Origin of the sequence: Pseudomonas sp. GM25 (assembly GCF_000282255.1) — a bacterium.
GTDB classification, from domain to species: Bacteria; Pseudomonadota; Gammaproteobacteria; order Pseudomonadales; family Pseudomonadaceae; genus Aquipseudomonas; species Aquipseudomonas aphyarum.
In genome coordinates this window covers 136,943-162,077 of the sequence record NZ_AKJQ01000038.1, presented here as the reverse complement: position 1 = coordinate 162,077, position 25,135 = coordinate 136,943, and the positions used below count along the sequence as shown (strand labels likewise).

At 61.5% G+C, this 25,135-nt stretch carries 21 protein-coding genes and 1 riboswitch; of the genes, 15 read left to right on the top strand and 6 right to left on the bottom strand.

Annotated features, from left to right (window positions below):
• Window positions 1-21 precede the first annotated feature (21 nt).
• On the top strand, window positions 22-423 hold the full coding sequence (locus PMI24_RS14955; RefSeq protein ID WP_045121762.1) for a winged helix-turn-helix transcriptional regulator: 402 nt from the start codon (window positions 22-24) through the stop codon (window positions 421-423).
• Between the two features lie 56 nt (window positions 424-479).
• On the opposite strand, the gene PMI24_RS14950 is transcribed toward PMI24_RS14955, so the two are convergent.
• From PMI24_RS14950 to PMI24_RS14925, 6 genes are all read right to left on the bottom strand, one after another.
• A complete protein-coding gene (locus PMI24_RS14950; protein ID WP_007955283.1) occupies window positions 480-743 on the bottom strand; it encodes a hypothetical protein in 264 nt (87 codons plus the stop codon).
• Between the two features lie 77 nt (window positions 744-820).
• Window positions 821-1,768 carry an ABC transporter substrate-binding protein gene (locus tag PMI24_RS14945; protein WP_007955282.1) on the bottom strand — a complete coding sequence of 316 codons (948 nt, stop codon included), beginning with the start codon at window positions 1,766-1,768 and terminating at the stop codon, window positions 821-823.
• Window positions 1,765-2,124 carry a (2Fe-2S) ferredoxin domain-containing protein gene (locus PMI24_RS14940; RefSeq protein ID WP_007955281.1) on the bottom strand — a complete coding sequence of 120 codons (360 nt, stop codon included), beginning with the start codon at window positions 2,122-2,124 and terminating at the stop codon, window positions 1,765-1,767. Before PMI24_RS14940 ends, PMI24_RS14945 begins: the two co-directional genes overlap by 4 nt.
• Entirely contained in the window at window positions 2,124-4,061 is a 1,938-nt protein-coding gene (locus PMI24_RS14935) for a TonB-dependent receptor plug domain-containing protein (protein WP_007955280.1), read from the bottom strand. Before PMI24_RS14935 ends, PMI24_RS14940 begins: the two co-directional genes overlap by 1 nt.
• A gap of 93 nt (window positions 4,062-4,154) precedes the next feature.
• A riboswitch (cobalamin riboswitch) is annotated at window positions 4,155-4,360 on the bottom strand.
• 66 nt (window positions 4,361-4,426) lie between these two features.
• The gene (locus PMI24_RS14930; RefSeq protein ID WP_007955279.1) at window positions 4,427-5,335 is read right to left on the bottom strand and encodes an alpha/beta fold hydrolase; all 909 of its coding nucleotides are present in this window, start codon (window positions 5,333-5,335) and stop codon (window positions 4,427-4,429) included.
• 63 nt (window positions 5,336-5,398) lie between these two features.
• Window positions 5,399-6,313, bottom strand: coding sequence for a LysR family transcriptional regulator (locus PMI24_RS14925; protein WP_007955278.1), 915 nt, complete (start codon window positions 6,311-6,313; stop codon window positions 5,399-5,401).
• 173 nt (window positions 6,314-6,486) lie between these two features.
• On the opposite strand from PMI24_RS14925, the gene PMI24_RS14920 reads away from it, so the two are divergent.
• From PMI24_RS14920 to PMI24_RS14855, 14 genes are all read left to right on the top strand, one after another.
• Window positions 6,487-6,924 carry a DoxX family protein gene (locus PMI24_RS14920; protein ID WP_007955277.1) on the top strand — a complete coding sequence of 146 codons (438 nt, stop codon included), beginning with the start codon at window positions 6,487-6,489 and terminating at the stop codon, window positions 6,922-6,924.
• An 85-nt stretch (window positions 6,925-7,009) separates the two neighbouring features.
• Window positions 7,010-7,909, top strand: a complete 900-nt coding sequence (locus PMI24_RS14915) for a pirin family protein (RefSeq protein WP_007955276.1) — start codon at window positions 7,010-7,012, stop codon at window positions 7,907-7,909.
• 225 nt (window positions 7,910-8,134) lie between these two features.
• On the top strand, window positions 8,135-8,761 hold the full coding sequence (locus PMI24_RS14910; RefSeq protein WP_007955274.1) for a response regulator transcription factor: 627 nt from the start codon (window positions 8,135-8,137) through the stop codon (window positions 8,759-8,761).
• A 184-nt stretch (window positions 8,762-8,945) separates the two neighbouring features.
• A complete protein-coding gene (locus PMI24_RS14905) occupies window positions 8,946-10,010 on the top strand; it encodes a fimbrial protein (RefSeq protein WP_007955272.1) in 1,065 nt (354 codons plus the stop codon).
• A gap of 264 nt (window positions 10,011-10,274) precedes the next feature.
• Complete coding sequence (locus PMI24_RS14900) at window positions 10,275-10,823, top strand: fimbrial protein (protein WP_007955270.1); 549 nt, start codon at window positions 10,275-10,277, stop codon at window positions 10,821-10,823.
• An 87-nt stretch (window positions 10,824-10,910) separates the two neighbouring features.
• Window positions 10,911-11,651 (top strand): fimbrial biogenesis chaperone, encoded by a 741-nt coding sequence (locus PMI24_RS14895; RefSeq protein ID WP_007955268.1) that lies wholly within the window; start codon window positions 10,911-10,913, stop codon window positions 11,649-11,651.
• Between the two features lie 90 nt (window positions 11,652-11,741).
• Window positions 11,742-14,252 carry a fimbria/pilus outer membrane usher protein gene (locus PMI24_RS14890; RefSeq protein ID WP_007955266.1) on the top strand — a complete coding sequence of 837 codons (2,511 nt, stop codon included), beginning with the start codon at window positions 11,742-11,744 and terminating at the stop codon, window positions 14,250-14,252.
• Between the two features lie 242 nt (window positions 14,253-14,494).
• Window positions 14,495-15,028 (top strand): fimbrial protein, encoded by a 534-nt coding sequence (locus tag PMI24_RS14885; RefSeq protein ID WP_007955263.1) that lies wholly within the window; start codon window positions 14,495-14,497, stop codon window positions 15,026-15,028.
• Window positions 15,029-15,170: 142 nt separating this feature from the next.
• Window positions 15,171-17,564 carry a fimbria/pilus outer membrane usher protein gene (locus PMI24_RS14880; RefSeq protein ID WP_007955261.1) on the top strand — a complete coding sequence of 798 codons (2,394 nt, stop codon included), beginning with the start codon at window positions 15,171-15,173 and terminating at the stop codon, window positions 17,562-17,564.
• A gap of 49 nt (window positions 17,565-17,613) precedes the next feature.
• Complete coding sequence (locus PMI24_RS14875) at window positions 17,614-18,342, top strand: fimbrial biogenesis chaperone (protein WP_007955259.1); 729 nt, start codon at window positions 17,614-17,616, stop codon at window positions 18,340-18,342.
• Complete coding sequence (locus PMI24_RS14870; RefSeq protein WP_007955258.1) at window positions 18,339-19,382, top strand: fimbrial protein; 1,044 nt, start codon at window positions 18,339-18,341, stop codon at window positions 19,380-19,382. Before PMI24_RS14875 ends, PMI24_RS14870 begins: the two co-directional genes overlap by 4 nt.
• Before the next feature lie 114 nt (window positions 19,383-19,496).
• Window positions 19,497-20,678: an EAL domain-containing response regulator gene (locus PMI24_RS14865; protein WP_007955255.1), complete on the top strand. Its 1,182-nt coding sequence runs from the start codon at window positions 19,497-19,499 to the stop codon at window positions 20,676-20,678.
• A 138-nt stretch (window positions 20,679-20,816) separates the two neighbouring features.
• The gene (locus PMI24_RS14860; RefSeq protein WP_007955253.1) at window positions 20,817-21,443 is read left to right on the top strand and encodes a response regulator transcription factor; all 627 of its coding nucleotides are present in this window, start codon (window positions 20,817-20,819) and stop codon (window positions 21,441-21,443) included.
• A gap of 6 nt (window positions 21,444-21,449) precedes the next feature.
• A complete protein-coding gene (locus PMI24_RS14855) occupies window positions 21,450-25,082 on the top strand; it encodes a transporter substrate-binding domain-containing protein (RefSeq protein WP_007955252.1) in 3,633 nt (1,210 codons plus the stop codon).
• Window positions 25,083-25,135: the final 53 nt, after the last annotated feature.

Below are 25,135 nucleotides of genomic sequence, written 5' to 3'. Positions count from 1 at the left end.
CGCGTGATACCGCATGACGAAATGAATGAAGAAGAGGTGATTCGCCAGTCCCAGGCTGTGTGCGATGCGCTGAGTGCCGAGGACGACGGGCTCAAGCGTGAAGTGCTGACCCATGCGGGCAATCGCTGGTCGCTGGGAATCGTGCATACGCTGGGCGTGGCGGGAAAACTGCGTCATGCCCAAATCGGCCGGCTCCTGCCGGGCGTTACGCAACGCATGTTGACGCGCAGCCTGCGGCAACTGGAACGTGATGGCCTGATTGAACGTTTCGATCACAACGAAGTGCCGCCTCGGGTCGACTATCAATTGACATCGCTAGGTCGCAGTTTTCTTGCGCGAATGGTGCCGTTGTGGACGTGGCTGTTGGAAAACGCTGAAGACTTTCGTAGCGCGAGAGTTCGTTTCGATACCCATCAGACATGAAAAAGCCCGGCGGATAAGGCCGGGCTTTTGTCGAGTACTGCGGTAAAACCCAGCATTCAGACGTTACGACGTTCGATCAGACGGTCAGAACCACCTTCGGCAACTGCATCGCTGAACAGCGGATCGGTTTCGGTTGCGGCTACGGCGTCACTGAACAGTGGATCAGTCTGGGTCGCAGCAGCAACGGCATCGCTGAACAGCGGATCGGTCTGGGTCGCAGCAGCAACAGCATCGCTGAACAGTGGATCGGTTTCAGTCGCCGCAAAAGCATTCAGGGCGAAGAGCGAGAAGGCGATACCGAGGAGGGTTTGGCGTTTCATGGTTCTGTACTCCGTGTGCAGTGGGTTGGTATGGAGCAGATCCTACGCTTTGGATTCGATATGAGAACTTCATTGAGTTAATGGTTGTTATTGATGCAGTCAATGATTGGCTCTGTCTCCAGAAGTGCTCTGAACTGCTGCGCCAATCCCAGCGCCACACGGCCGCTGTCCACCGTGGGCAGCAGATGGGTGAAGGGAATGTCGATCATCCGGTTCTCGCGCACCGCCCGCAGGGTCGATAACACTGGATCCTGCTTCAGCAATTGACGCTTGCGACTGGCCGGCGACCATTGCGCATCGGCCAGCAGGATCACGTCCGGATCACTGGCGAGCAGGGTTTCGCGGCTCACGGTCACGCGATACTGGTTGATGTCGGCAAACAGATTTTGCGCGCCGGCAGCGGCCAACAGTTGGGTGACGAAACCCCGTCGGCCCTCACTGTCGAGACCGTTGACCTCGCTGTCCAGATAGAACACCGACAGCGGGTTGCCCGGGCCGGCCAGTGCCCGGGCGCGGTGCAGATCAGCGTCCAGTGCATCACTCAGCTCCCGCGCGCGCGGCTGTTTGTGCAGCAGCGCGCCGAGGGTCGAGAGGTCGTTGCGGATGTGTTCGAAGTAGTCCAGCGAGTGCCCGTTACACGCCGACTCCAGCAGATAGGACGCCACGCCGTTGCGCCCCAGCCCGCTGCGCGACGTCACGCCATCGCCGAAAGCCGAGGCGAACCCGCCGATCACCAGATCCGGTTTCTGCGCGTACAACACTTCGCTCGACGGATAGCGGGGCGCAATCACCGGCACGCCGAAGTATTCGGTTTGAGGTGCGCCGGTGTCGTCCAGATAGGCGACGCCTGCCAGCGCCGCGCCTGCTCCCAGCGCCAGCACCAGATCGGCGGCGTGCTGATTGAGGGCGACGATCCGCGAAGGTGGTGCGGCCGGTGCGTTCCAGGTCTCGCCGCAGTTGCGATAACTGTCGGCCCAAACGGGCAGCGCGCAGAGCAGGGCGCCCCAAAAAACGAGCCTTCTCATGGGCGCGCCCTGATCAGCAAATCCTCAACCACTTCACCGCCCACCAGATGCCCTTCGACCAGTCGTTGTGCATCCGCGTGATTGCGCACGCCATACCAGCACGCTTCCGGATACACCGTCACGATCGGCCCCAGATTGCACGGGAACTGACAATGGGTGCGGGTCAGCAGAACGCCGCCCGGTGTTTCGATACGGTCATGCGCCAGCAGATGCCGGCGCAGGGTTTTCCATAGCTGCAAGGCGCCGCGCTGGGTGCAGCGCGGGCCGGTGCAGAGGAACACGTGGCGCGCATGCTCGGGAACATGCGACCAGTCCGGGTGCGAATCGACGCCGTCGGTGGTGATGATGTCAGCCATCAGAAGCGGTACGTGTAGCGGACTTCGGAGGTGAACGGCCGCCCGAGGTTGTCGACGTTGTTCGAGCGACTGGTGACGTAATCGCGGTCGAACAGGTTCTCCATCAGCAGGCTTACCCGGTGCTGATGGGCGCCGTCGAGGTAGCGCCAAGCGTCGGCATCCACCACCGAGTAATGGCCGTACTCGACCTGTTTCGAGCTGATCACATCGCGGATATAACGGATCGCACCGCCGGCGCCCCACATCCGGTCGACCGACTCATAGCCAATGCGTGAGCGGGCGAAGAAGCTCGGCACATCGTTCAGTGTCACCCCCGAGCGCGACTCGGTGAGGTTGCGGGTCATGTCGGCTTGAAGGCTCCATTGCTCGTTGAGCGCCAGTCTGGCGTCCACCTCGAAACCGCGCATCTGCACCCGACCTTGGCCGTTGACCCATTGGATGTCGTCGAGGGTGATCAGGTCATCGATCTTGCGTTTGAACAGGGTGACGCTGGCGCTGAAATCGCGGTCGAGCAGCAGGCCCTTGTAATCCAGGCCGAGCTCGGCATTGCGGCTTTTCTCTGGCTTCAGGTTGCGATTGCCCAGTTCGTCGCCGGGCTCGTTGACGAACAATTGCTCGGCGTTCGGCAGTTTGTAAGCCGTGCCGTACTGGCCGCGCAGGGCCCAGTTTTCATTGAGGTCATACAGCGAAGTGAGCATGCCGACCGTGGCGCTGTCGCCACCGCCCATGGCTTCGTGACGGATGCCGATGCTCGGGTGCCAGTCGGGCAGGGCGTCGAACTGCGGGCGCAGTTGGGTATAGAGCGCGTGGGCTTCGGCCTTGTCGTTGTCGATGATCAGCACATCGTCCTGGCCCTTGAACCACTGGTTGTCCGTACCGAACACCAGCACGTGCCCACCGGGCAATTCAGCCTTGCCTTCGGCCTGCACGCCCCAGTCGGTGAAGCCCCAGTAATCGTTGTGATTGATGGTTCGGGTGCCGCCGTTGGCGGTGTTGTTGATGCGCGTATAGCGGGTGTCCCAGTCGTTGATATGACCCTTGACGAAGTAGCTCAGGCGCTCGTTGAGAGTCTGCTCGAAAGTCGCCGTGGCGATCTGCTGGATGCGGTCGTTGGTGGTCTTGTGGTTGTCCACCGGGCGGGCGAAATCGAGGTTGGCGTCGGCGTATTGGTAGAACAGCTCCAGGCGTTTGTCATCGCCGAACGACTGAATCGCCTTGCCGCCGAAGGTCGTGACTTCATAGGCGCGTTTCTTCTCGGTGACGTTTTTCAGGTCGCGATTACGAAACGGCTGATAGCCGTCCGAGACGTTATGACTGACGTAGGCCAGCAAACCCAGATCGCCGAAACCGTTGCTGAAAATGTTCTCGACCCGCGCATCACCGGTAGTGCCGCCGAACGTGTCCAGGCCCATGTTCACTTCGCCGGACGCTTTGCGGCTCTGCGGGCTGCGGGTGACGATGTTGATCACCCCCGACACCGCTTGCGTGCCGAACAACAGGCTCTGTCCCCCCTTGAGCACTTCGATGCGTTCGATGGCGTTGGCCGGCAGGGTGTCGAGGTACAGGCCGCCGTACAGGCGATTGTTCAGGCGCACGCCGTCGAGCAGGATCAGCGTGTCGTCGTTGCGCCCGCCCAGCAGCGAATAAGTGCCGTAGTCGAACGGGCCGTTTTTCGGCGCGACGTACAGGCCGGGAATGAACATCTGCATCACGCGGCTGACATCGGCGCTGGGGCCGGCGCGCTCGATCTGCTCGCGGGTGACGATCTCGACCTTGCTGCCGAACTGCGCCATGTCGGCCACGGTGGTGGACTCCACGGACGGCGCGGAAACGATTTGCTGATGGAGTTCGAGCGGCGTGTCATCCGCCAACAACAGGGGGCTGAACAGACAGCCGAACAACAGGGATGGAGCCGGAGTGTTGAAAGGTTTGATCATCGTCTTCTCGAAAGGATCTTCGCAGAAGAGCATGCAGGAGAAGGCATCGCGCACACGCCGACACCGGCCCATGCCCGCCCACCGCAGGATTTTGCCAAACAGACATCTCAGGCCGGTCTCCGGGCTCGCGCGTATGGACGCTTTCACCTTCCCATGGCCGTCTGGCCACAGTGGTGTGTCGAAAGCATCACGCGCCTACCGTTGCGGGGGCAGCACCGGACTTGTTCGAAAGGAACGTACCGGTTTCCCGTTTCACCCCATGCACGGCGGCATGGGACACCTGAAACAGGGCGGCATCTGAACACTCGGGTGGGCGTGCGTCAACTACCCGCACGTGTTGAGGATGACGACGGCTGGTTTGCCGGTTACTGCGCAATAAACCTGCGAATCGCTTGAGTGGTTTCGACGGGCGCTTCCTCCATCAGCCAATGCCCCGCGCCAGCGATCACCAGTTCGGTGACGTTGTCGGCGGCATTGCGCATCACGATGGCTTCGTTGTTGCCGAAAGACTTCTCGCCGCCGACCGCAAGCACCGGCATTTTCAGCTTGGTCTTCATCGATGCTTCGTTGTCCACCGCGTCCTGGCGGATCGCGCGGAACTGGGCGAACGCCGCGTGCATGGCGCCGGGCCGGGCGTAGAGTTTGGCGTAGTGCTGGCGGGTGGCTTCGTCGACTTTTTTCGGGTCGCCGGCGAACTCGTTCCAGAAGCGGTCGAGGTAGATGCGCTCACGCCCGGCCACCAGCCGTTCTGCATCGGGGCCGCCGAAATCGAAATGCCAGAGCATCGGCGAGCGCACGATCTCGTTCCACGGCGGGATCCCCGGAACGGGCGCGTCCATCACCACCAGGCGATCGGTTTGCTGCGGATACCGCGAGGCGTAGGCGAAGGCGACCATGGTGCCGATGTCGTGGCCGACCACCACCGAATGCTCGATGCCCAGCGAAGCCAGCACCGCGCGGATATCACCGGCCTGAGTCTTCTTGTCATAGCCATCGGCGGGGATCGACGACAGGCCCATGCCCCGCAAATCCGGCACTACCACGGTGTGATCCTTCGCCAGATCCGCCGCCAGCGGCGCCCACATATCGCCGGTGTCGCCAAAACCGTGCAACAGCACCACCGCCGGGCCTTTGCCGCCAATGCGCGTGTGAATTTTTGCGCCGTCCACGGCGATGTCCTGCGTGCGGAACGAGGCGGGGAAGGGCGTCACGTCGGCATGGGCCGGAACACTCAGGGCCAGCAGCAGGGAAGCGGTGAGCAGGGCTCGGATCATGGCGTTCACTCCAGAGGGGGTGGCTGGAGCGTAGACGGCTTTGTCCTGTTCCGACGTGGGTTTTCAGCCTGGTTCCGGCGCCGCAGCTTGTTGAACGAAGCGCTCGATCAACCACCGCGCTGCCGGCCCCGGTGGCAGGTCCGAGCGGTAGATGATGCTGAAAGGGTATTTGCCACTGGTGTACTCCGGCAGGTTCAGTGGCACGAGCCGGCCGCTGTCCAGATCTTCCTGGATCATCGGCGTCGGCATGTTGCCCCAGCCAATGCCCTCGCGCAGCAACATGTGCTTGGCACCCAGATCCGCCAGTCGCCAAGTGCGGTTGCTGAGCACCGCGAACTCCTTGCCCTTGGTCAGTTCCGAGCGATCGGACAGCACCAGTTGCGTGAACTCGCGTCCGGCCCCCGGCGGATTTAGCATGGCCAAGGCCAGCGGATGATTCGGCGCAGCGACGGGGATCAGCTCGACGTTGCCGGCGCCGATTCTTTCAAGACCATCGATGCTTTCATTCATCGGGCCGCTCACGCCGATGACCGCGTTTCGGTTGATTACCCGCTCGGTCACGGCGCCGAGGGCCTCCATGTGCAAGTGCAGGGCGACCGTGGGAAATTCCTCCTGAAAGGCTTTGAGCGCGTCCACGATACGTTCGGCGGGAAGCATCACGTCGAGTACCACGTGAACCTCGGCTTCGAGCCCTTGAAGCAGGCCTTTGACCTTGGCGCGCAGGCCATGCACGCCGTTGGCGATGGTCCGGGCTTCGGCCAGCACGGTGCGCCCGGCTTCGGTGAGTTGCGGTTTGCGGGTGGTCTGGCGATCAAAAAGTGTCACGCCCAGCTGCATTTCAAGGTTGGCAATCGAATAGCTGATCACCGAAGTGGCCCGGTGAAGCTTGCGCGCAGCTCCTGCAAAACTGCCGATTTCCACAACGGTGAGGAAGACGCGCAGTTGATCGAGCGTCGGTGTGCCTGGGTCGGAGATCATGCCGGGTTCCTCGAATCACGATTGAAGTCTTTGGTCAGAGGTAAGCAGCTTATCTATTTTATCGACACTAATGATCTAAATTAGTCGGCTATTCAGATGAGCAGGCCGGGCGCAACATTTCTTCACCCGGGCGGTTCAGGTCGAATCGCACCCTCATTGAAGGAAATGCCCTGATGACGTCTTCTGCAAACCTCGCAACCTCCACCGCTCACCAGAACCGTTCCGACGCGAAACAGGCTTCGGCCGCGCTGATCGGTCGTGTATTGCTCAGCGTGATTTTCATCCTCTCTGGTTTTTCCAAGCTGGCCGCGCCGGCGATGATGATCGGCTACATCGACTCGGTAGGTTTGCCGCTTCCACACGTGGCGCTGGCCGTGGCGATCATTGTCGAAATCGGCGGTGGCCTGGCACTGATCGCGGGATACCGCACCCGCACTGTCGCTGCCGTCCTGGCGTTGTTCAGCGTGTTCACCGCGCTGGCCTTCCACAGTGCACTGGCCGATCAGAACCAGTTCATCCACTTCTTCAAGAACATCGCCATGGCTGGTGGCCTGTTGCAGGTCGTGGCCTTCGGTGCCGGCCGCTTCAGCCTCGACGCTCGCCGCGGTTGATCGTCGGGCGCGGTGAAGCACAGCGTCCTTCACCGCGCTTCAGGCTGTTTGTTGACCGCCCCCGCAACAGAACCGAGTAATCATCATGACCGTCCAGCAACAACTCTCTGGCTACACCCGCGAACCCGATACCCTTCGCGCCATCCGCTACCGCACCAGCGGCAGCGGGCATGGCTCGATTGTCCGGTTGATGAGCCCTTCGGATCTGGGCCAGTTGATCAAGCCGTTCGTGTTCCTCGATCTGTTTGAAGGTGAAGCCTCGTTCATCAACCGCATGCCCATGCACCCGCACTCGGGGATCGCCACCGTCACGCTGATTACCGAAGGCAACTTGCGTTTCGAGGATGCCGATTCTGGCAAGGGCATGATCGACTACGGCGGCGTCGAGTGGATGCGCGCGGGTGGCGGGGTCTGGCACGGCAAGGAAATGTCGGTCGGGGCTTCCGAGCGGATCCAGGGTTTTCAACTGTGGGTGGCGCTGCCGCCGGAACTGGAAAACGGCAGTGTCGACAGCCAGTACCTGGAGTCCGGCGCGATGCCCGAAGTGGGGCCGGCGCGGGTGATTCTCGGCCTGCACCAGGGTGTCCAGAGCCCGGTTCGGGCGCCGGCGGGAATGAATTATCTATTGGTCACATTGGGCCTCGGCGAGACCTGGACTTACACGCCACCCGAAGGCCACGAATCGTTATGGTTGAGCGTCAGCCGTGGATTACTGGCGGCGCCGGATCTGGTCAGCGCCGGTGAAATGGCGGTCTTCGAACCCGGCAACGGCGCCGTGACGCTGAAGGCCTTGCGCGAAGACACCGTGTTCGTGATCGGCTCGGCGCAGCCTCATCCCTATGAACTGGCGCTTGGGAATTACTCCGTACACACCAATCCGCAAGCACTGCGAGAGGGCGAGGCGAAGATTGCGGAAATTGGTGGGCGGTTGCGCGAGTATCTCCAGAAGTCGGATGAGTTGGTTGCTGTGCCGGTGTTCAAATGACGATCCGGTCCGTGACCGACGACAGCCGCTAACCCCAAAGATTGCAAAGCCCTTACCGATGGGGGCGGGCAATGCCCCCATCGCCTGTATGTTTGGGAAAAGTCCTACGTGCGCATGGAATTTTCCTGCTTCTTCCCGTCCCGTCCTTCTCTAGATTTTCTCACTCGGCCCAGCGTCAGCAGGGCTGAGCGGCGAGTGCTGCCCGATCATTGAAAAGGATGCTTTATGTACAGCGCACTGGTTGTGGACGATCACCCCTGCATTCGCCTTTCGGTCGGTCGATTGCTGGTCGAGCAGGGGTTTGGTGCGGTAGCCGAGGCCGACAATGGAACGGACGCGGTCAGGCTCGCCGGGGAACTTGAACCGGATCTGGTCCTGCTGGAATTCTCATCGCCCGCCATCGGTGGTCTGGAGGTGATCTCGCGCCTCACCCGTGCGAGCGCCGCCAGCAAAATCCTGGTTCTGACTTCGGAGCTGGCCGTGCGTTATTCGATGCGCTGCATGAAGGCGGGGGCGGCGGGGTTTCTCTGCAAGACCGATGAGCCGGAGGAACTGGTCAAAGCCGTCCAGGTGGTGATGGGCGGGTATACCTTCTTTCCCGATTCGGGGCACGGCGCGAAACGCCGTCATGATGCATGGGCCGCCGATCCCGTGCTGGTTCAGAGCCTGTCCGAACGGGAGCTGAGCATTCTGCAACAGCTCTCCCGTGGCATGACCAACAAGCAGATTGCCGATGCCTTGCTGATCAGCAACAAGACCGTCAGCACCTACAAAACGCGCTTGATCGCCAAGCTCAAGGTCAGGTCGGTGGTGTCGCTGGCCGAGTTTGCCAGGCGCAATCACCTGGTCTGAAAGGTGAAGTCAGTGTGGGTGCTCTGCGCAGGAAAATTCCTACAAATCGGCAGGAAGAAGGCTACGCGTCGGGTGACGCCCGTTTCCGATAATCCTGTTTCATCTGGCTTTTACGCCAGACCTCGATCAACGGGCAGGCTGGCGGCAATCGATGCGGACAGTCGCTTCCATGAGGACTTCAACCATGCACATGAGCACACGAATTTTAGGCGGTCTGGGTGTTTCGGCCCTGTTACTGGCGGCCACGCCGGTCATCGCGGCGTGTACCTGGACCGGCAGCGACTGGACTCCCAAGCAACTGACCCTTGCCGCGGGTACGGTCTTCGCGCCCCGTGATGTGCCGGTCGGCACGACGCTGAACAATTTCAGTCCGATCCGCGAGTTGCCTTTTGGCGACCGGCTGGTATGTGGTCTCACGGCGTCCTACAGCACGACCCTGATCGGCCCCTTGGCGAGCAATATTCCGGTGGATTCGCTCAATGTCCCGGCCGGTTCCTTGTTGCAGACCAATGTCCCCGGAATCGGCGTAGCGATCTACATGACGGGTTTTGCAACGCCATGGCAATCGCCTGCTGGCAACCCGAGTCGTTTCATGCCGTTTGCCCTCAACCTCAACATCTCCTACGCCCTTAGCGGCATGTCCTCGGCGATGATGCGTTATGCACTGATCAAGACCGGTGAAATCGCACCGGGCACGCACACCATCAACCAACTGGTGGCGCGAGGTAACTCGGACCGTGGTCACATCTTCGATCTGACGTTCACCGCGACGGTCACGGTGGCGGGTTGTTCGATGCCGGCTGCGCCTGCCAATCAGATCAACGTGCCCATGGGCAACTGGGAAAAGCGTGTGTTCAATGGCAAGAATTCGACGACGCCTCCCCAGTCGTTCGCCATCACCTTGAACTCGTGCATTGCCGGCAGTAACTACCCCGGCAACTCCAACGGTTATTTCAACGGCAATTACGCCAACGTCCAGATTGATGGCCACAAGACGTCGAACATCATCGACGCGGCCAACGGCATTCTGAGTCTGTCGAGTGATTCCACCGCGCAAGGCGTTGCCATTCAGGTGCTGCGCGATGACGGTACGCCGATGAATCTGGGGCAGCCGGTCAGGCTGAACCGGGTGGTCAACGGCACGACCACGGTGCCGCTCAAGGCCCGCTACATCCAGACCGGTGATGGCCCGACGCCGATGCCGGGTTCAGCCAACGGCTATGCCAGCTTCTCGGTTACCTATCGCTGATTCCCTCTGCATTTCCTCTCTTGGCGCCACAGATTTTTCGATCTGTGGCGTCGTCGTTTTTGCCGTGTGGACCGTGCTGTGTCGGGTGGCTTGACGGTCGGAAATTTCCTACAAGCACAGGGACGTTTCCTACAGAGCAGCACCCCCTGTCTTCCGATAATGAACCCAGACGAAACGCATCATCCCGAGGTTGGATGGCCACGTCGCTCCGTCTGACGGCCTGGTGAAGGCTTGCAGACACTCCTTCATTAATTGGATGTGATCATGAAAAAGTTTGCTCTCAAAGGTTTGACCCTGGCTCTGGTTCTGGCTGGCGCATCGCAAGCAGCGATGGCGGCGGACGGCGAAATCAACTTCACCGGCAGCGTCACCGACAACACCTGCCCGGTGGTGGTCAGTGACCTTAACGGTTCGGCGGGTGCCGGTGATGTGGGCCTGGGCAGTGTTCCAGTGACCTCCCTGGCCTCGGCCGGCCAGATCGCGGGCGGCGGTGCTTTCACTCTGACCATCGACACCACCGCACCGGGCTGCAGCGTGGCCGGCAAGAAAGCCGTGGTGAAGTTCCTGTCCCTGAGCGGCAACGCCGGCTCCAGTGGCCAGTGGATCGGTCTGACCCCGGAAGCCGGTGTCGCCACCAACGTCGCCGTGCAGATCAAGGACGCCACCGGCAAGGACGTGCAAGTGGGCCTGGAGTCGTCTCCTTACCTGGACCTGACCCAGCCACTGCGCTTCACCGCCAACTACATCGCCACCGGCGCCGCGACTGCGGGCCCGGCCAACGCCAAGGCGGCGTTCACCGTCGACTACCAGTAACACCTGTCGATGAACAGCCGGGCAACCACCCGGCTGTCCCTTCCTTCACCATGGCCCGGTGGCCGTGGTGCCAAGAGGATGATCGAAATGAAACGTTTTGCGACCCCTTTCAAAACCACAGCGGTACTGGCCCTGATGTTGAGCGGCGCACTGTTCGCCGGCGTCAGCCAGGCCGGTGTGATGCTCGGCGGAACGCGCATCGTGTTCGACGGCAGCAAGCGCGACGCCTCCATCAGTGTCGGCAACACCACCGCTCAACCGTACGCGGTGCAGACCTGGATCAACACCGAAGCCGACGACAACACCACCGCAACTCCTTTTGTGGCCACGCCACCGCTGTTTCGCCTCGACCCGCGCAAAGAGCAGATGGTCAGGATCCAGAAAGTACCGGGCACGCTGCCCACGGATCGCGAGTCGGTGTTCTATTTCAATGCCCAGGAAATTCCGGTGGCCGGCAAGGCCGACGAAAACACCCTGAAAATCGCCATGCGCACCCGCATCAAACTGTTCTATCGCCCGGCCGGTCTCAAGGGCACCTCGCTGGACGCCTTGTCCCAGCTGCGCTGGAGCCTGGTCCAGGAACAGGGCAAGCCTGTGCTGCTGGTCAATAACCCATCGGCGTTCCATGTCTCGTTCATCGGGGTGAAGGTCAATGCCGGGGCGCAATCGGTTGAAGTCAATGAGCCGAAAATGGTCGCGCCGATGAGCAGCCAGCGTTACCCGTTGCCCGGCTTCAACGGCCGCAGCGGTGAAGTGGTGTTCTCCGTGATCAACGATTTCGGCGGTTACAGCGAGCCTTCCAAGGTCTCCCTGAGCAGCGCCCAGTAACACCGCCCGGAAACACCCACCGTCCTTTCTCCTTGCGAACGAACCCTCGCGTTGCTGCGCCAGCGTGACGGGCGCGTATTGAGTATTGCCATGCGAAACGATGCCCTGAACCCTGTCTGCCCGTCCGTGCCGTTTTCCCCGTTGCGTCTGTCTGCCGCCATTCTGGCCGCGCTGATGGGGGGCGTGGCGTGCGCCGAAGAACCGGCGAAGTTCGACGCCAGTTTCATGCAGTCATTCGGTGGCACCAGCGCCGGGCCGAACCTCGACCTGGACGCCATTGCCAACGGCGGCACCATCGTTCCCGGTACTTACCCGGTGCTCATCCGCCTGAACCAGAGCTTTTTCGATCGCCGCGACATGACGTTCGCCAAAGACGAGAAAACCGGTGAGGTGCGGGTGTGCCTGTCAGAGGCGTTTCTCAAGGAAATGGGCGTGAAGCTCGACGCGTTCGTGACCCCGCGCGAAACGCTGCCGGAATGCATCGATCTGGCGGGCATGATCGACGGCGCTTCGGTGAGTTTCGATGCCAGTCGCCTGGCCCTGGACATCAGCGTGCCGCAGATCGCCTTGCGCCGTGATGCCGCCGGTTATGTCGCGCCGCAGGAGTGGGATCGCGGCATCAATGCGGCGATGCTCAACTATCAGTTTTCGGCCGCGCAGACCCAGTCCGATAATCGTGACAGCGGGATGCAATACAACCTTTACAGCAGCGGCGGTTTCAACCTGGGCGACTGGCGTTTTCGCTCCAGTTCCTCGTTCCGTCAGGACGAATCCGGCAAGCAGGAGTGGCAGCGCAGCAACACCTACGCCCAGCGCGATCTGACCGCGATCAAAGGCACGTTGACCCTCGGCGAAAGCTTCACCCCGGGCGACGTGTTCGACAGCGTTCCGTTTCGCGGCGCTCAGATCGCTTCGGACATGGGCATGCTGCCCGACTCGATGCAGGGTTACGCGCCGATCATTCGTGGCATCGCCGAAACCCAGGCCAAGGTCGAAGTGCGGCAGAACGGCTATTCGCTGTACACCACGTACGTGGCGCCGGGTGCGTTCGAAATCGATGACCTCAACGCCGCCTCGGGCAGTGGCGACCTGGAAGTGATCATCACCGAGGCCGATGGTCGCGAGCGCCGCTTCACTCAGCCGTACGCCACCCTGGCCAACATGCTGCGGGAAAAGACCTGGCGCTACAGCGTGACGGCGGGTGAGTACAACGCGGTGGACGGCGGCAGTCGCCCGGCCTTCGCCCAGGCATCGCTGGCGTATGGCTTGCCATTTGACCTGACGCTCTATGGCGGCGTGCTCGGCGCCGAGTTCTACGGCGCCGGCGTGGTCGGGGTTGGCAAAAGCCTCGGCAGCCTGGGCGCGGTGTCCCTCGATGTCACGCAAGCCCAGACCTCCGTGCCGCGCGGCACCGCACAGCAGAGCGGCAAGCAAAAGGGCCAAAGCGTTGGCGTGCGTTATGGCAAGGCCTTTGAAACCGGCACTTCGGTGCGTTTCGCCGGCTATCGCTATTCCACCGAAGGCTATCGTGACTTCGAAGAAGCGGTGCGCCTGCAGGAACCCAACGATTTCAACAACGCCTCGCGCCGCAGCAAAGTGGAGGCCAGCGTCAACCAGGCGCTCGACAGCTATGGCTCGTTCTACCTGAACGTCAGCCAGCAAAACTACTGGGGTTCATCGCGCCAGGACAAGCAGATGCAACTGGGCTTCAACACCCAGCACAAAGGCGTCACCTACGGTGTGTACGCGAGCAAGACCCTGACCGACAACTTCGGCCAGAACAATCAAGTGGTGTTCACCGTTTCGATGCCGATCGGCCAGACCCGCAGCACCGGCACCTACTCGGTCACCCGCAACAACGATGGCAGTCTCGATCAGCGGGCGGGGTTGAGCGGACGCAATGGCGACGTGACTTACAACGTCAACGCCAACCGCTCGGACAACGCCGGCAACAACGGTTCGGCGCTGGTCAGCTACCGCGCGCCGTTTGCCCAACTGGGCGCCGGTGTCAGCGTGGGCAACGGCTACCGTCAGGCATCGGTCAGCGCCGCCGGTTCGGTCCTGGCCCATGGCGATGGCCTGGAGTTCGGCCAGACCCTGGGTGAAACCGTCGCCCTCGTCGAGGTCAAGGACACGCCGAATGTCGGTGTGCTCAATGCCCCCGGCACGCTGACCAACAAAAAGGGTTATGCGCTGGTGCCCTACGTGACGCCGTACCGCAAAAACCGGGTGGCGGTGGACACCGGTGAACTCGATACCAGCGTGGACATCGAGGAAGGCGTGACCAACGTCGTGCCGCGCCGTGGCGCTGTGGTCAAGGCCACGTTCGCCGCCAGCCGCTCGGAAAAGGTCTTGCTGAATGTGCGGCTCAAGGACGGTGCGCTGCTGCCGTTCGGCACCACGGTGCTCGACGAGAAAGGGGCGAGCGCCGGGGTCGTCGGCCAGGCCGGTCAAGTGTTGCTGTCGGTCAATGACAGCAAGGTCTACAGCATGAAGTGGGGCGAGAAGGCCGGGCAAAGCTGCAAGATCCGCCTGGACATCAGCAAGACGCCGGTGGTGGACGGTTATCGGGTCATGGAAGCAACCTGCACCGCGCCTTGAAATAAAAACCAGTGCTGGGAAATGTCCTACAAGTTGAGGGGAAAGAACGTACATTTTCGATGCTTTGAATCGAACATTATTGTTTCGCAGCAGAGATGCTCAACTTGCAAGAGCATGGATGAAGTTACTTTTCGAAAAGGGGAAAGATGGAGGGATTCATCAAGTAGTGAAAAGTAACCGCTCATCGATGTTCTGCAAGTTGGCATCCTGCGCACTCAATAACTATCCCAAGAGTTGTATTCATGAAAAAGATTGTCGCTGTTACCGCCGCTACTGTTGTTATGGGTCTTGCTTCCTTTGCCAACGCCGCTTCGCCGGCGAGCGGCAATCCGGGCACCGTGCGCTTCATCGGTGAAATCGTTTCCGGCGCCTGTGGTATCGACGCCAACTCCCTGGACCAGACCGTTTCCCTGGGCCAGGTGCCTTCGAACCAGTTCAAGGCGATTGGTGATCGTTCGACGCCGACCAAGTTCGACATCGTCCTGACCGACTGCGATACCGCGACCCAGAAAAACGCGCGCTTCACCTTCAGCGGCGTGCAGGACCCAGCTGTACCAGCGCTGTTCGCCACCACCGGTCTGGCCCAGAACGTCGGTATCCGCCTGCAGGCCAGCGCCGGCGAAATGCTCGATAACGGCAAGGAACAAGTGGCTCCGGTCGTACTGCAAAACGGCAACAACACCGTCACCTTCGCTGCCATGTACGAAGCTACCGCTGCGACCGTGACCACCGGTGAGGCGGACAGCGTCGCCAACTTCACCGTCGCCTACAACTGATACGCCTGTATCGAAAGTTGTAAAAAAAAGGGGCGCAAGCCCCTTTTTCCTGTCTGTCACAGTGCTGATTAAAAGGGTTGTCCCCGTGTGCTGCCGCCAACTTGTCGTGTCTAGCGTATTGCTTTTCTGCGCCCCGTGTTCAATGGCGCTGGAGTTCAATTCGGAGTTTCTGAATATTGATCGGAATGACGATGTCAGGCTCGGGCAGTTTGCACATGCCCAATACACGGTGCCGGGCAGTTACTTGCTGGATATCGTGGTCAATCAACGTTATTTCGGTACCCGCTCAATTGAATTCAAAGGGCTCGATAACGCGCAGGAAAGTTATGCCTGCCTGCCGCTGGAGTTGGTCAACATGTTTGGACTCAAGCCTGACGTCTTGCGCGACTTGCCGCGTCTGGCCGACGGTCAATGTGTTGACCTCAGTGGCATCGAGAACGCCTCGGTCAAGTACCTGAAAAACCTCGGTCGGCTGTCCATCAGCCTGCCGCAAGCCTCGTTCGAATACGACGACCCCACTTACATTCCGCCGGCGGCCTGGAGCAACGGCCTGGACGGCGCGCTGCTGGATTACCGGGTGATTGCCAATCATCGACAGTCGTCGGCCGGCGGGTCTTCGGGCAACAACAGTTCGCTGCAGAGCTACGGCACTGCCGGTTTGAACGTCGATGCCTGGCGAATCCGCGCTGACTACCAAGCCCGGCAGGACACGGGTCACGCCGCCGATGACGGGGATGCAAAAGCCTTCCAGATGAACCGGCTGTATGCCTATCGCGCACTGCCTTCGATCCGTTCGAAGTTGTCGGTGGGTGAGGATTACCTGAACTCTGATGTGTTCGACACGTTCGCCCTGCGCGGCGCGTCCCTGAGCAGTGACGACCGGATGCTGCCGCCCAGCCTGCGCGGATATGCGCCGTTGATCAGCGGCGTGGCGCGCACCCATGCGACGGTCACGGTCGCCCAGCAGGGCCGCGTCCTGTATTCGACCACGGTGACGCCGGGGGCCTTCAGCCTGCAGGATCTCAACAGCAGCGTGCAAGGCACACTGGACGTGACTGTGCGCGAAGAAGACGGCAGCGAACAGACCTTCACCGTCACCACGGCGGCGGTGCCGTTCCTGTCCCGTGAGGGCGAGTTTCGCTACAAGGTGTCGGCGGGGCAGCCCAGGCTGACGGGCCGGGGCGGGACGGAGCCTGGCTTCGTCGCGTCGGAAGTGGCGTACGGTCTGCCCCGGGAATGGACGCTGTATGGCGGCTCGCTGGCGGCCACCGGTTATCTGTCCAATGCGTTCGGCGTGGGCAAGGATCTGGGCGTGTTCGGCGCCGTGTCGGCGGACATTACAACGTCCCGGGCGAAGCTGCGCGGCAACCGCGATACCGCGACGGGTAACTCTTACCGTATCAACTATTCCAAGCGATTCGACGCCATCGGCACGGATTTGCGCTTTCTCGGCTACCGGTTTTCCGACAAGACGTTCACCAACTTCTCGCAGTTTGTCGGCGACCCGGAAGCCTACTCGCAGAACGCCGGCAAGCAGCGTTACACGGTCACCCTGGCCAAGCATTTTTCCTGGCTGTCGACGAGCCTGTCCTACGACCACTCCACGTATTGGGACGCGTCACCGTCCGATCGCTTCGGCCTGTCGCTGGCGCGCAGTTTCACGTTGGGCAACGTCAAGAACATCAACGTCAACCTGTCCGCGTACCAGACGCAGAACGCTCGCAGCAACGACTCGCAGATCTACCTCGGGGTGAGCGTTCCTCTGGGCGGCAACTCGATGGTGTCGAGCAATCTCCAGCGCTCGGGTTCCGGGGCGACATCGACCAGCGTCGGCTACAGCCATGACGATGGCGAAGGCATGAACTACCAGGTTTACGGCGGCGTCGGCGACAACAAATACGTCAACGCCTACGTGGGCAAACGCGCCTCGACCTACCGGGCGAATGCCTCGGCCACCACCGATGGCAGCACCTATCAATCGGTGACCGGTGAACTCGACAGTTCGCTGGTGGTGACCCGCTACGGAGTGGCGGCCCACGGCAATGGCTCGAACGGCGACACCCGGTTGCTGGCGTCCACCGATGGCGTGCCGGACGTGGCATTCACCGGGCAGGCCCGCTCCAACCGCGATGGTTTTGCCGTGATGGACGGCCTGCCTTCGTTCCAGGCCTACGAGGCCCGGGTGAACATGGAAAAGTTGCCGCTCAACACCGAAGTCACCAACCCGGTCCAGCGTCTGGCGCTGACCGAAGGCGCCATCGGCTACGTCAACTTCGCCACCGGCCAAGGCCATAACGCCTATGTCGAGCTGACCCGGAGCAACGGCCAGCCGGTGCCGTTCGGGGCCTCGGTCCAGGACCGCCACACCCACAAGGAAATCGGCATCGTCGGCGAAGCGGGCGTGACCTATCTGCTCGGTGCCAAGACCGGCGCCGAGCTGGTGGCGCGTTGGGACGACTCCCACAGCTGCGCGTTGGCCGTGCTGCCCGACGCCGATGTGGTGAGCAACATTGCCACCCCCGTGCGGTGCCTTTGAGCCCGCCGCGATGATGGATTTCTTCCTTTCACCTTTATTGGAGTTCCCAATGTTTCGACTTCGTTTTTTCAACCGTCTCGGCCTGTTGACAGGATTGTGCGCGCCGCTGCTGGTCAACGCCGCCGTGGTACCCGACCGGACACGGGTGATTTTCGAGGAGAGTGCGCCGTCGGTGGGCGTCACCGTCAGCAACAAGAACCCTCAGTTGCCATTCGTGGTGCAGTCCTGGATCGAAGATGCCGCAGGCAAAAAGGTCAGTACACCGTTCATGGTGCTGCCGCCGTTGCAGCGCATCGAACCCAACGAAAGCAGCGTGCTGCGCATTGTGAAACTGCCGCAGACGTCGCTGCCCGCTGACCGCGAATCGGTGTTCTATCTCAACGTGCGCGAGATCCCGCCGAAAAGCGAAGCGGTCAACGCCATGCAGATTGCCTTGCAGTCGAAAATCAAGCTGTTCTATCGCCCGGCCTCGGTGAAGCGCGAGCGAGGGCAGGATCTGGCGCTGAGCCTGAACCTGAAAATCGACGGGCCCGGCAAGCAGTTGCTGGTGGACAACCCGACGCCGTTTCACATCACCGTGGTCGGCCTGCTGGCGGGCGCGGAGCGAAGCAAAATGCCGATCGAGACCGTGATGATCGCGCCGTACAGTGGCGCCCGGTTGCCGTTGAGCCTCACCTCGTTCACCGAGTTACGGGTCTCGAACATGAATGATTTCGGTGGCCAGACCGATACGCTGTTCCATTGCGCCGCGTCGGTGTGCAAGGCCGTGGCGCCATGACTCGCAGGCTGAGGGGCAGGGGCGTGGTGCGTTCGCTGCTCGGTGTGTGCGCCGCTGTGCTGATGCTGGGATTTTCCCCGGCATCGTGGGCCATGCTGTGCAAATCCATGGACGGCGGCACCTATCTGAATGAATACATCGGCCCGGTTTCGGTGCCCGACACGGTCCCGGACGGCACCATTATCTGGCGTTCGAAAACCCATGTGGTGCCGGCCAAATGCTGGAAACTGTTCGACCAGCATTTCAATGAAGACGATCCGATCTACTTCTACGGCAACCCCGCCGGCCTTGACGCCACCCCTTGGGGCATCGAGTTCGGTCTGGTCTACAAACAGGTGACGGCCTGGGACGGCGACTGGAGTTCCAACCCGACCCAGGGCGTCAACACGGGGTTCATTTCCCGTGGTTGCCCGACGGCGACCAGCGGTGCCGATATGCTGGCGTGCTCCACGGTAAACCCGACCATCGCGTTTCAGGTGGTGATCCGCAAGCGCGGGTTGCTGCCGCTGCAACGACCGTCGCAGGACACCTATGACGTGTTCCAGTTTGACGGGCTCTACGGACTCAATGGCGGGCCGAGTAATCCGGCGGGCAACTTCCGGTTCCAGCTCAGCGGGCTGCAGAACATCGTCGGGACGGCCTGCACGGTCGACGTCAAAGTCACGCCGGAGCCGGGTATCGTCGATTTCGGTGTGATCCAGAAGACCTCCACCGGACTGGAGCCGCCGAGTCCGACCCAGCCGTTCAACCTGGCGCTGGAGAAGAAGTGCAGCAGTGCGATCAATATCGGCGCGACCTTTGTCACCCCTTATCAGCAGGGCCAGAACACGCTCCTGCCGGCGGCGGACAGTCAGCTCGGGATTCAGGTCCGGGATGCGCGCAACACGCTGGTGCCGATCAACGAACCTTTCCCCCTGGCCAGTTTTCCGGCGGACGTGAGCCACATCGACGTGCCGTTCAGTGCAACGGTCGTATCGTTGGGTGACCCGAAGGTCGGGCCGTTCGAGGCGATCATGGTGGTGCAGGTGGTCTATTACTGAGCGGGGTTTTCGTGAGGAAAATTCCTACAAGTCGCTCGGATAAATCCTTCGCTCGATGTCAGCCTCGCTGGTCACTATGGGGCTCGACAGGTTGATTGAGTAAGGGCAGGGGACATGGCCTTCCCACGGGTTCTGGTGCTGGACAATCGGGTTTTCGCGCGCCGCGTGCTGGTACAGATGCTGCGCCGGCTCGGTGTCCGGCACGTTCTGCAAGCGAGTGACCCCGAACAGGCGCTGGTGCAACTGCATTTGCAGGGTGGCGTGGACATTGTGTTGTGCGCCCTGACGAGTCGCGGGCTGGATTGTCTGGATTTTCTCGCCAACGCCCACCGCGACGGCATGGTCCGCGCCGTTGCCGTGTGCAGTGAGCTGCAACCACAGCTGCACCGGGCCCTGGGGCACATGGCCTCGCTGGCTGGGCTGCATCTGCTCGGGGTAATGCGCGAGCCGATTCAGCTGCGCTCGTTGCAGCGCATCCTGCATCGCTACCGCCTCACGCAGGCGCGTCCGGTGCCGTTGCCGCCACCTCCGGCGCTGCCCTCGGAAGACGAGGTTCGCCGAGGGCTTGCGCTGGGGGAGTTTCGCGCCTGGTTCCAGCCACAGTTTCAGTTGTGCAGCGGTGACGTGGTGGGCGCCGAAGCCCTGGTGCGCTGGGAGCATCCGGCCCGTGGCGTGTTGTTGCCCGGCGACTTTCTTGCCGCGGTGCTGGCCTATGACTTGATTGATCAGATGTTCAAGCAACTGCTCGAACAGGGCCTGAGCCTGCTGGGCATGCTGCGCCGCCGCAACCGGACGCTGACGCTGGCGTTCAACCTGCACGCCTCGCAGCTCACCGACAGCCGACTGGTCGAACACATCCGCCAGGCCCTCGAACGCCACGGCTTCAACGGATCGACATTGACCTTCGAGCTGGCCGAAAACGGTTTGCTCAATTGTTCATCCGCCACCCAATGCAGCCTCATGCGTTTGAGGCTTTTGGGTTGCAGTCTGGCGATCGATGATTTCGCCGTGGGCTTTTCTTCGTTGAAGTTGCTCTGCCAGTTGCCCTTCAACCAGATCAAGCTTGACGGTCGTTTTGTCCAGCGTCTGCATCGTTCGCGAAATCGCGCCTTGATCCTCGGCACCCAGACACTGGCGCGGTCGTTGGGCATGAATCTGGTGATTGAAGGCGTCAGTGGCCCACGGGTGCGCGAAGGCCTGCTGGAACTGGGCTGCGAGACCGGGCAGGGGTTCTTTCTGGCCCGGCCCATGACCGGCCATGGCCTGCTGCAATGGCTGAATGAATCGGGCGACTGAATCACGCACCAACCAAGAAATTTCCTACACTCCAGCGGTGCTCGTGTATTTTTGCCCTACGGGTTTGAGGTGCCGCTGTTCTATCGTTGGTTACGGCTTCGGCGTTGTTGTACGTCGGTGGGTCTTACAGGGGTTGATATGTATAAAGCGATAGTCGTGGACGATCATCCGTTCATTCGCTCTGCGGTCAAAATGCTGTTGAAGCAGGAAAATTTCGACGTGGTGGCCGAAGCGGACAACGGTGCCGATGCGGTGCAGCTGGTTCGCGAGCACACCCCGGAGCTGGTGCTGCTGGACATCGCCATGCCCAAGCTGGATGGTCTCGAAGTCATTTCGCGGATCAGCAGCCTGGGCCTGCCGAGCAAGATTCTGGTACTGACTTCGCAGTCGGCGCTGTTTTATTCGATGCGCTGCATGAAGGCCGGTGCGGCCGGATTCATTTCCAAGACCAACGATCTGGATGAACTGGTCAAGGCCATCAAGGCGGTCATGGGCGGCTATACCTTCTTCCCCAATCTGGCCACCAGTTCGGTGCGACGCAGTGATGCCGAGGCCACGGATCTGGAGTTGATCCAGACCTTGTCCGACCGCGAACTGACGATCCTGCAGCAACTGGCCAACGGTCTGAGCAACAAGGAGATCGGTGAAGCGATGCTGCTGAGCAACAAGACCATCAGCACGTACAAGACGCGTCTGATCGAGAAGCTCAACGTCAAGTCGGTGGTCTACCTCGCCGACTTCGCCAAACGCAACAACCTGATCTAGATGGCCATGTCCGTTGGAAAATGCCTCGCCGGCCTGTCGCTGTTGTGCGTCCTGGGCTTTACCTTTCCGGCCGTCGCCGAGCCCGAGTCACTGCACCTGCTGGGACGCTCGAGCGTGGACGACTATTCCGTCTCGCTCGACGAGCAGGACTGGACCTGGCTGCGGCACAAGCGAACGTTGCTGCTGGGCGCCTCGGCGCCGGACTATTCGCCGTTCGGGATTACCGCCAACGGCGATGACTACGAAGGCCTGACGGCGGACTATGCCCAGCTGATTGCGCAGCTGCTGCACATCAAGGTTGAGGTGCGCCGTTATCCGTCGCGCGCCGAAGTGATCGCCGCCCTCAGGAGCGGCGAGATCGATCTGCTGGGCACGGCCAACGGATTTGAAGCGGCCGACCCGGCGCTGGCCCTGTCCGTGGAATACGCCAACGATCAGCCGACCCTGGTGACGCGTATCGGCGACAGCCAGAGCCTGTCGGTGGATCTGGCGGGCAAGCGGGTGGCGATGCTTTATCACTACCTGCCGGTGGACGCGGTGAAGGCGTTTTATCCCGACGCGCAGGTCCAGCTTTATCCGTCGACCTTGAGCGCGATCGGCGCGGTGGCGTTCGGTCAGGCCGATGTCTATCTCGGCGATTCGATCACCTCGAACTACCTGATCAGCAAGAATTACCTGAACAACGTTCAGCTCAGCGATTTCTCGACGATGGAGGTGCAGCCGTTCGCCTTCGCGGTGGATCGCAGTAACGCACGGCTGCTGCACATCCTCAATACCGCAATGGAGGCGATCCCGGCCAGCGAGCGCATGACGATCCTGCGCCGCTGGAGTGCCGGCGGCTCCAGCATGCCGGGCCGTCAGACCCTGCATTTCAGTGCCACCGAACAACGCTGGATAGATCAGCATCCACGGGTGAAGGTCGCGATCAACGAGAACTTCCTGCCGCTGACCTTCCTTGACGACGATGGCAACTTTCGCGGCATCAGTGCCGACGTTCTGACCAAGGTCAGCCAGCGCACCGGCCTGAAGTTCGACCTGCAGCGAGCCGACTCGGTGCATGACCTGATCGACCAGGTCACCAGTGGCCAGGCCGACATGCTGGCTGCGTTCACGCCCAGCATCGAGCGTGAAAACTCGTTGCGATTCACCCGGCCGTACCTGACCAATCCGTTCGTGCTCGTCACGCCGGTGGGGGCCGATCGTCCGCAGACGCTGGACGAGATGGCCGGCAAACGCCTGGCACTGATTCGCGGCAATGTGCTGAAGGGTTATCTGGCGGAGCAGTTTCCGCAGGTCAGGCTGGTGCCGGCGCAGAATGCCGTCGACGCCATGGCCATGGTTGCCCGAGGCGAGGCGGACGGCGCCATCAATTCGCTGATCAGCGCGCGTTACATGATCTCGCGCCAGTACCGCAATCGCCTGCAAGTCACCAGCACCGTGGGGACAGTGCCGGCGCGTATCGCACTGGCGACCAACCGGGGCGCGCTGGAGCTGTATTCGATTCTCGACAAGGCCTTGCTCAGCATCACCCCGGAAGAAATGGATGAGTTGACCAACCGTTGGCGCAACGAGGTGGTCATCGACGACAGCTACTGGCTGCGCAACCGCAGCGCGATCATTCAGGGGTTCGCCATCGCGGCGGTGTTGCTGCTGTTGGCGCTCCTGTGGATCGGCTATTTGCGGATGCTGATGCGCAAACGGCGTCAGGCTGAACGCGCGCTCGGCGATCAGCTGGAGTTCATGCGCGTATTGATCGACGGCACCCCGCACCCGATCTACGTGCGCGATCGTGAAGGCCGTCTGATGACTTGCAATGCCGGTTATCTGCAAGTGTTCGGCGTCGAGCGTGAAGCGGTGATCGGCAAGTCCGTAACCGAAGGCGTGCTCAGCGACGCGGCCGAAGCGCAGTCCTTTCACGAAGATTATTTGCAGGTCATGGAAGACGGAGAGCCACGGATTCAGGACCGTACGCTGACCCTGGGCCCGGGCCGGGAATTGACCATCTATCACTGGATGCTGCCGTATCGCGGCAGCGACGGCAAAGTCGGCGGGATGATTGCCGGCTGGATCGACATCAGCGAGCGGCAGCGGCTGGTGCAGGAACTGCAAGTCGCCAAAGAAGGCGCCGACGACGCCAACCGCGCGAAAACCACGTTCCTGGCGACCATGAGCCACGAGATTCGCACGCCGATGAATGCGGTGATCGGCATGCTCGAACTGGCGTTGAAAAAGGCCGATCAGGGCGTCCTCGACCGTTTTGCCATCGAGGTGGCTTCGGGCGCAGCGCGGGGCATGCTCGACCTCATCGGCGATATCCTCGACATCGCGCGGATCGAGTCCGGGCGTCTGTCGCTGGCGCCCGAGCGCGCCAATCTGCGCGAGCTGATCGAGTCCGTGGCGCGGATCTTCGAAGGCCTGGCCCGGCAGAAACAGCTGCGTCTGCAACTGGATCTGGATGCACTGATCAACGTCGATGTGCTGATCGACCCGCTGCGTTTCAAACAGGTGCTGTCCAACCTGTTGAGCAACGCGATCAAGTTCACTGACGCCGGCCACGTCCGGCTCAGCGCCCGCGCCGACTCTGCGACGGGAGAGGAGCGGCTGGCCTTGTGTCTGCGGGTCGAGGACAGCGGGCGGGGCATTTCGCCGGAAGATCAGCAGCGGTTGTTCAGCCCGTTTACCCAAGCCGACAATCACGGTCAGGCCAGCCGCGGCGGTTCCGGGCTGGGGCTGGTGATCAGCCGCACGTTGTGCGAAATGATGGGTGGCACTCTGTCGTTGCAAAGCACCGTCGGGGAGGGCACGCAGATCGAGGTTTGCCTGCGGCTACCGGTTCTTGAGCCACAGCCCCGGATGCCGGTGGCCGAGGTCGAGCCGGCGGTGGTCGCGCACAGCCTGAATGTGCTGGTGATTGATGACTACCCGGCCAACCGCTTGCTGCTGTCCCAGCAACTGAGCTACCTGGGGCATCAGGTCACGGACGCCGAGGACGGTGCTCATGGCCTGCGTGCGTGGCGCAACGAAGTGTTCGACGTGGTCATCACCGATTGCAACATGCCGATCATGAACGGCTACGACCTGGTACGGGCGATTCGCCAGGAAGAAGCCGAACGGGGACTGCCCCGCAGTCTGGTGCTGGGGTTCACGGCCAATGCACAGGCGCAGGAGCAAGAGCGCTGCCTTGAAGCCGGGATGGATGACTGTCTGTTCAAGCCGATCAGCCTCAAGGACCTGAACGCGCGCCTGGCCCAGGCCGAGCCTCGGGTCCGTTCGGTCGCGGACGATGCGCCGGACGCACCGGCGCCGGACGATATCGACCTGAGCAGCCTGGAGCAGTTGACCCGTGGCGACCGCGAATCGGTCAAGAGCCTGCTGACGGACCTGGCTGCGAGCAACGATGACGACATGGCGAAACTGCTGCGCTTGTTCACCCAGCACGACCTGCCCGGGTTGGCGGACCTGGCTCACCGGGTCAAGGGCGGCGCCCGGATCATCAAGGCCGCTACTTTGATAGACGCTTGTGAAGCGCTTGAAGCGGCGACCCAGGGCCTGGACTCGGCGCAACTGACCGTCGCGGTGGACGCCCTACAACAGTCGATGGAGCGGCTGGCCGAGCGACTGGACGCGTACATCGCCTGAGCATTGCGGAAATTTCCTACAAACTTTCGGAAATTTCCTAAATAGCGGGGGTA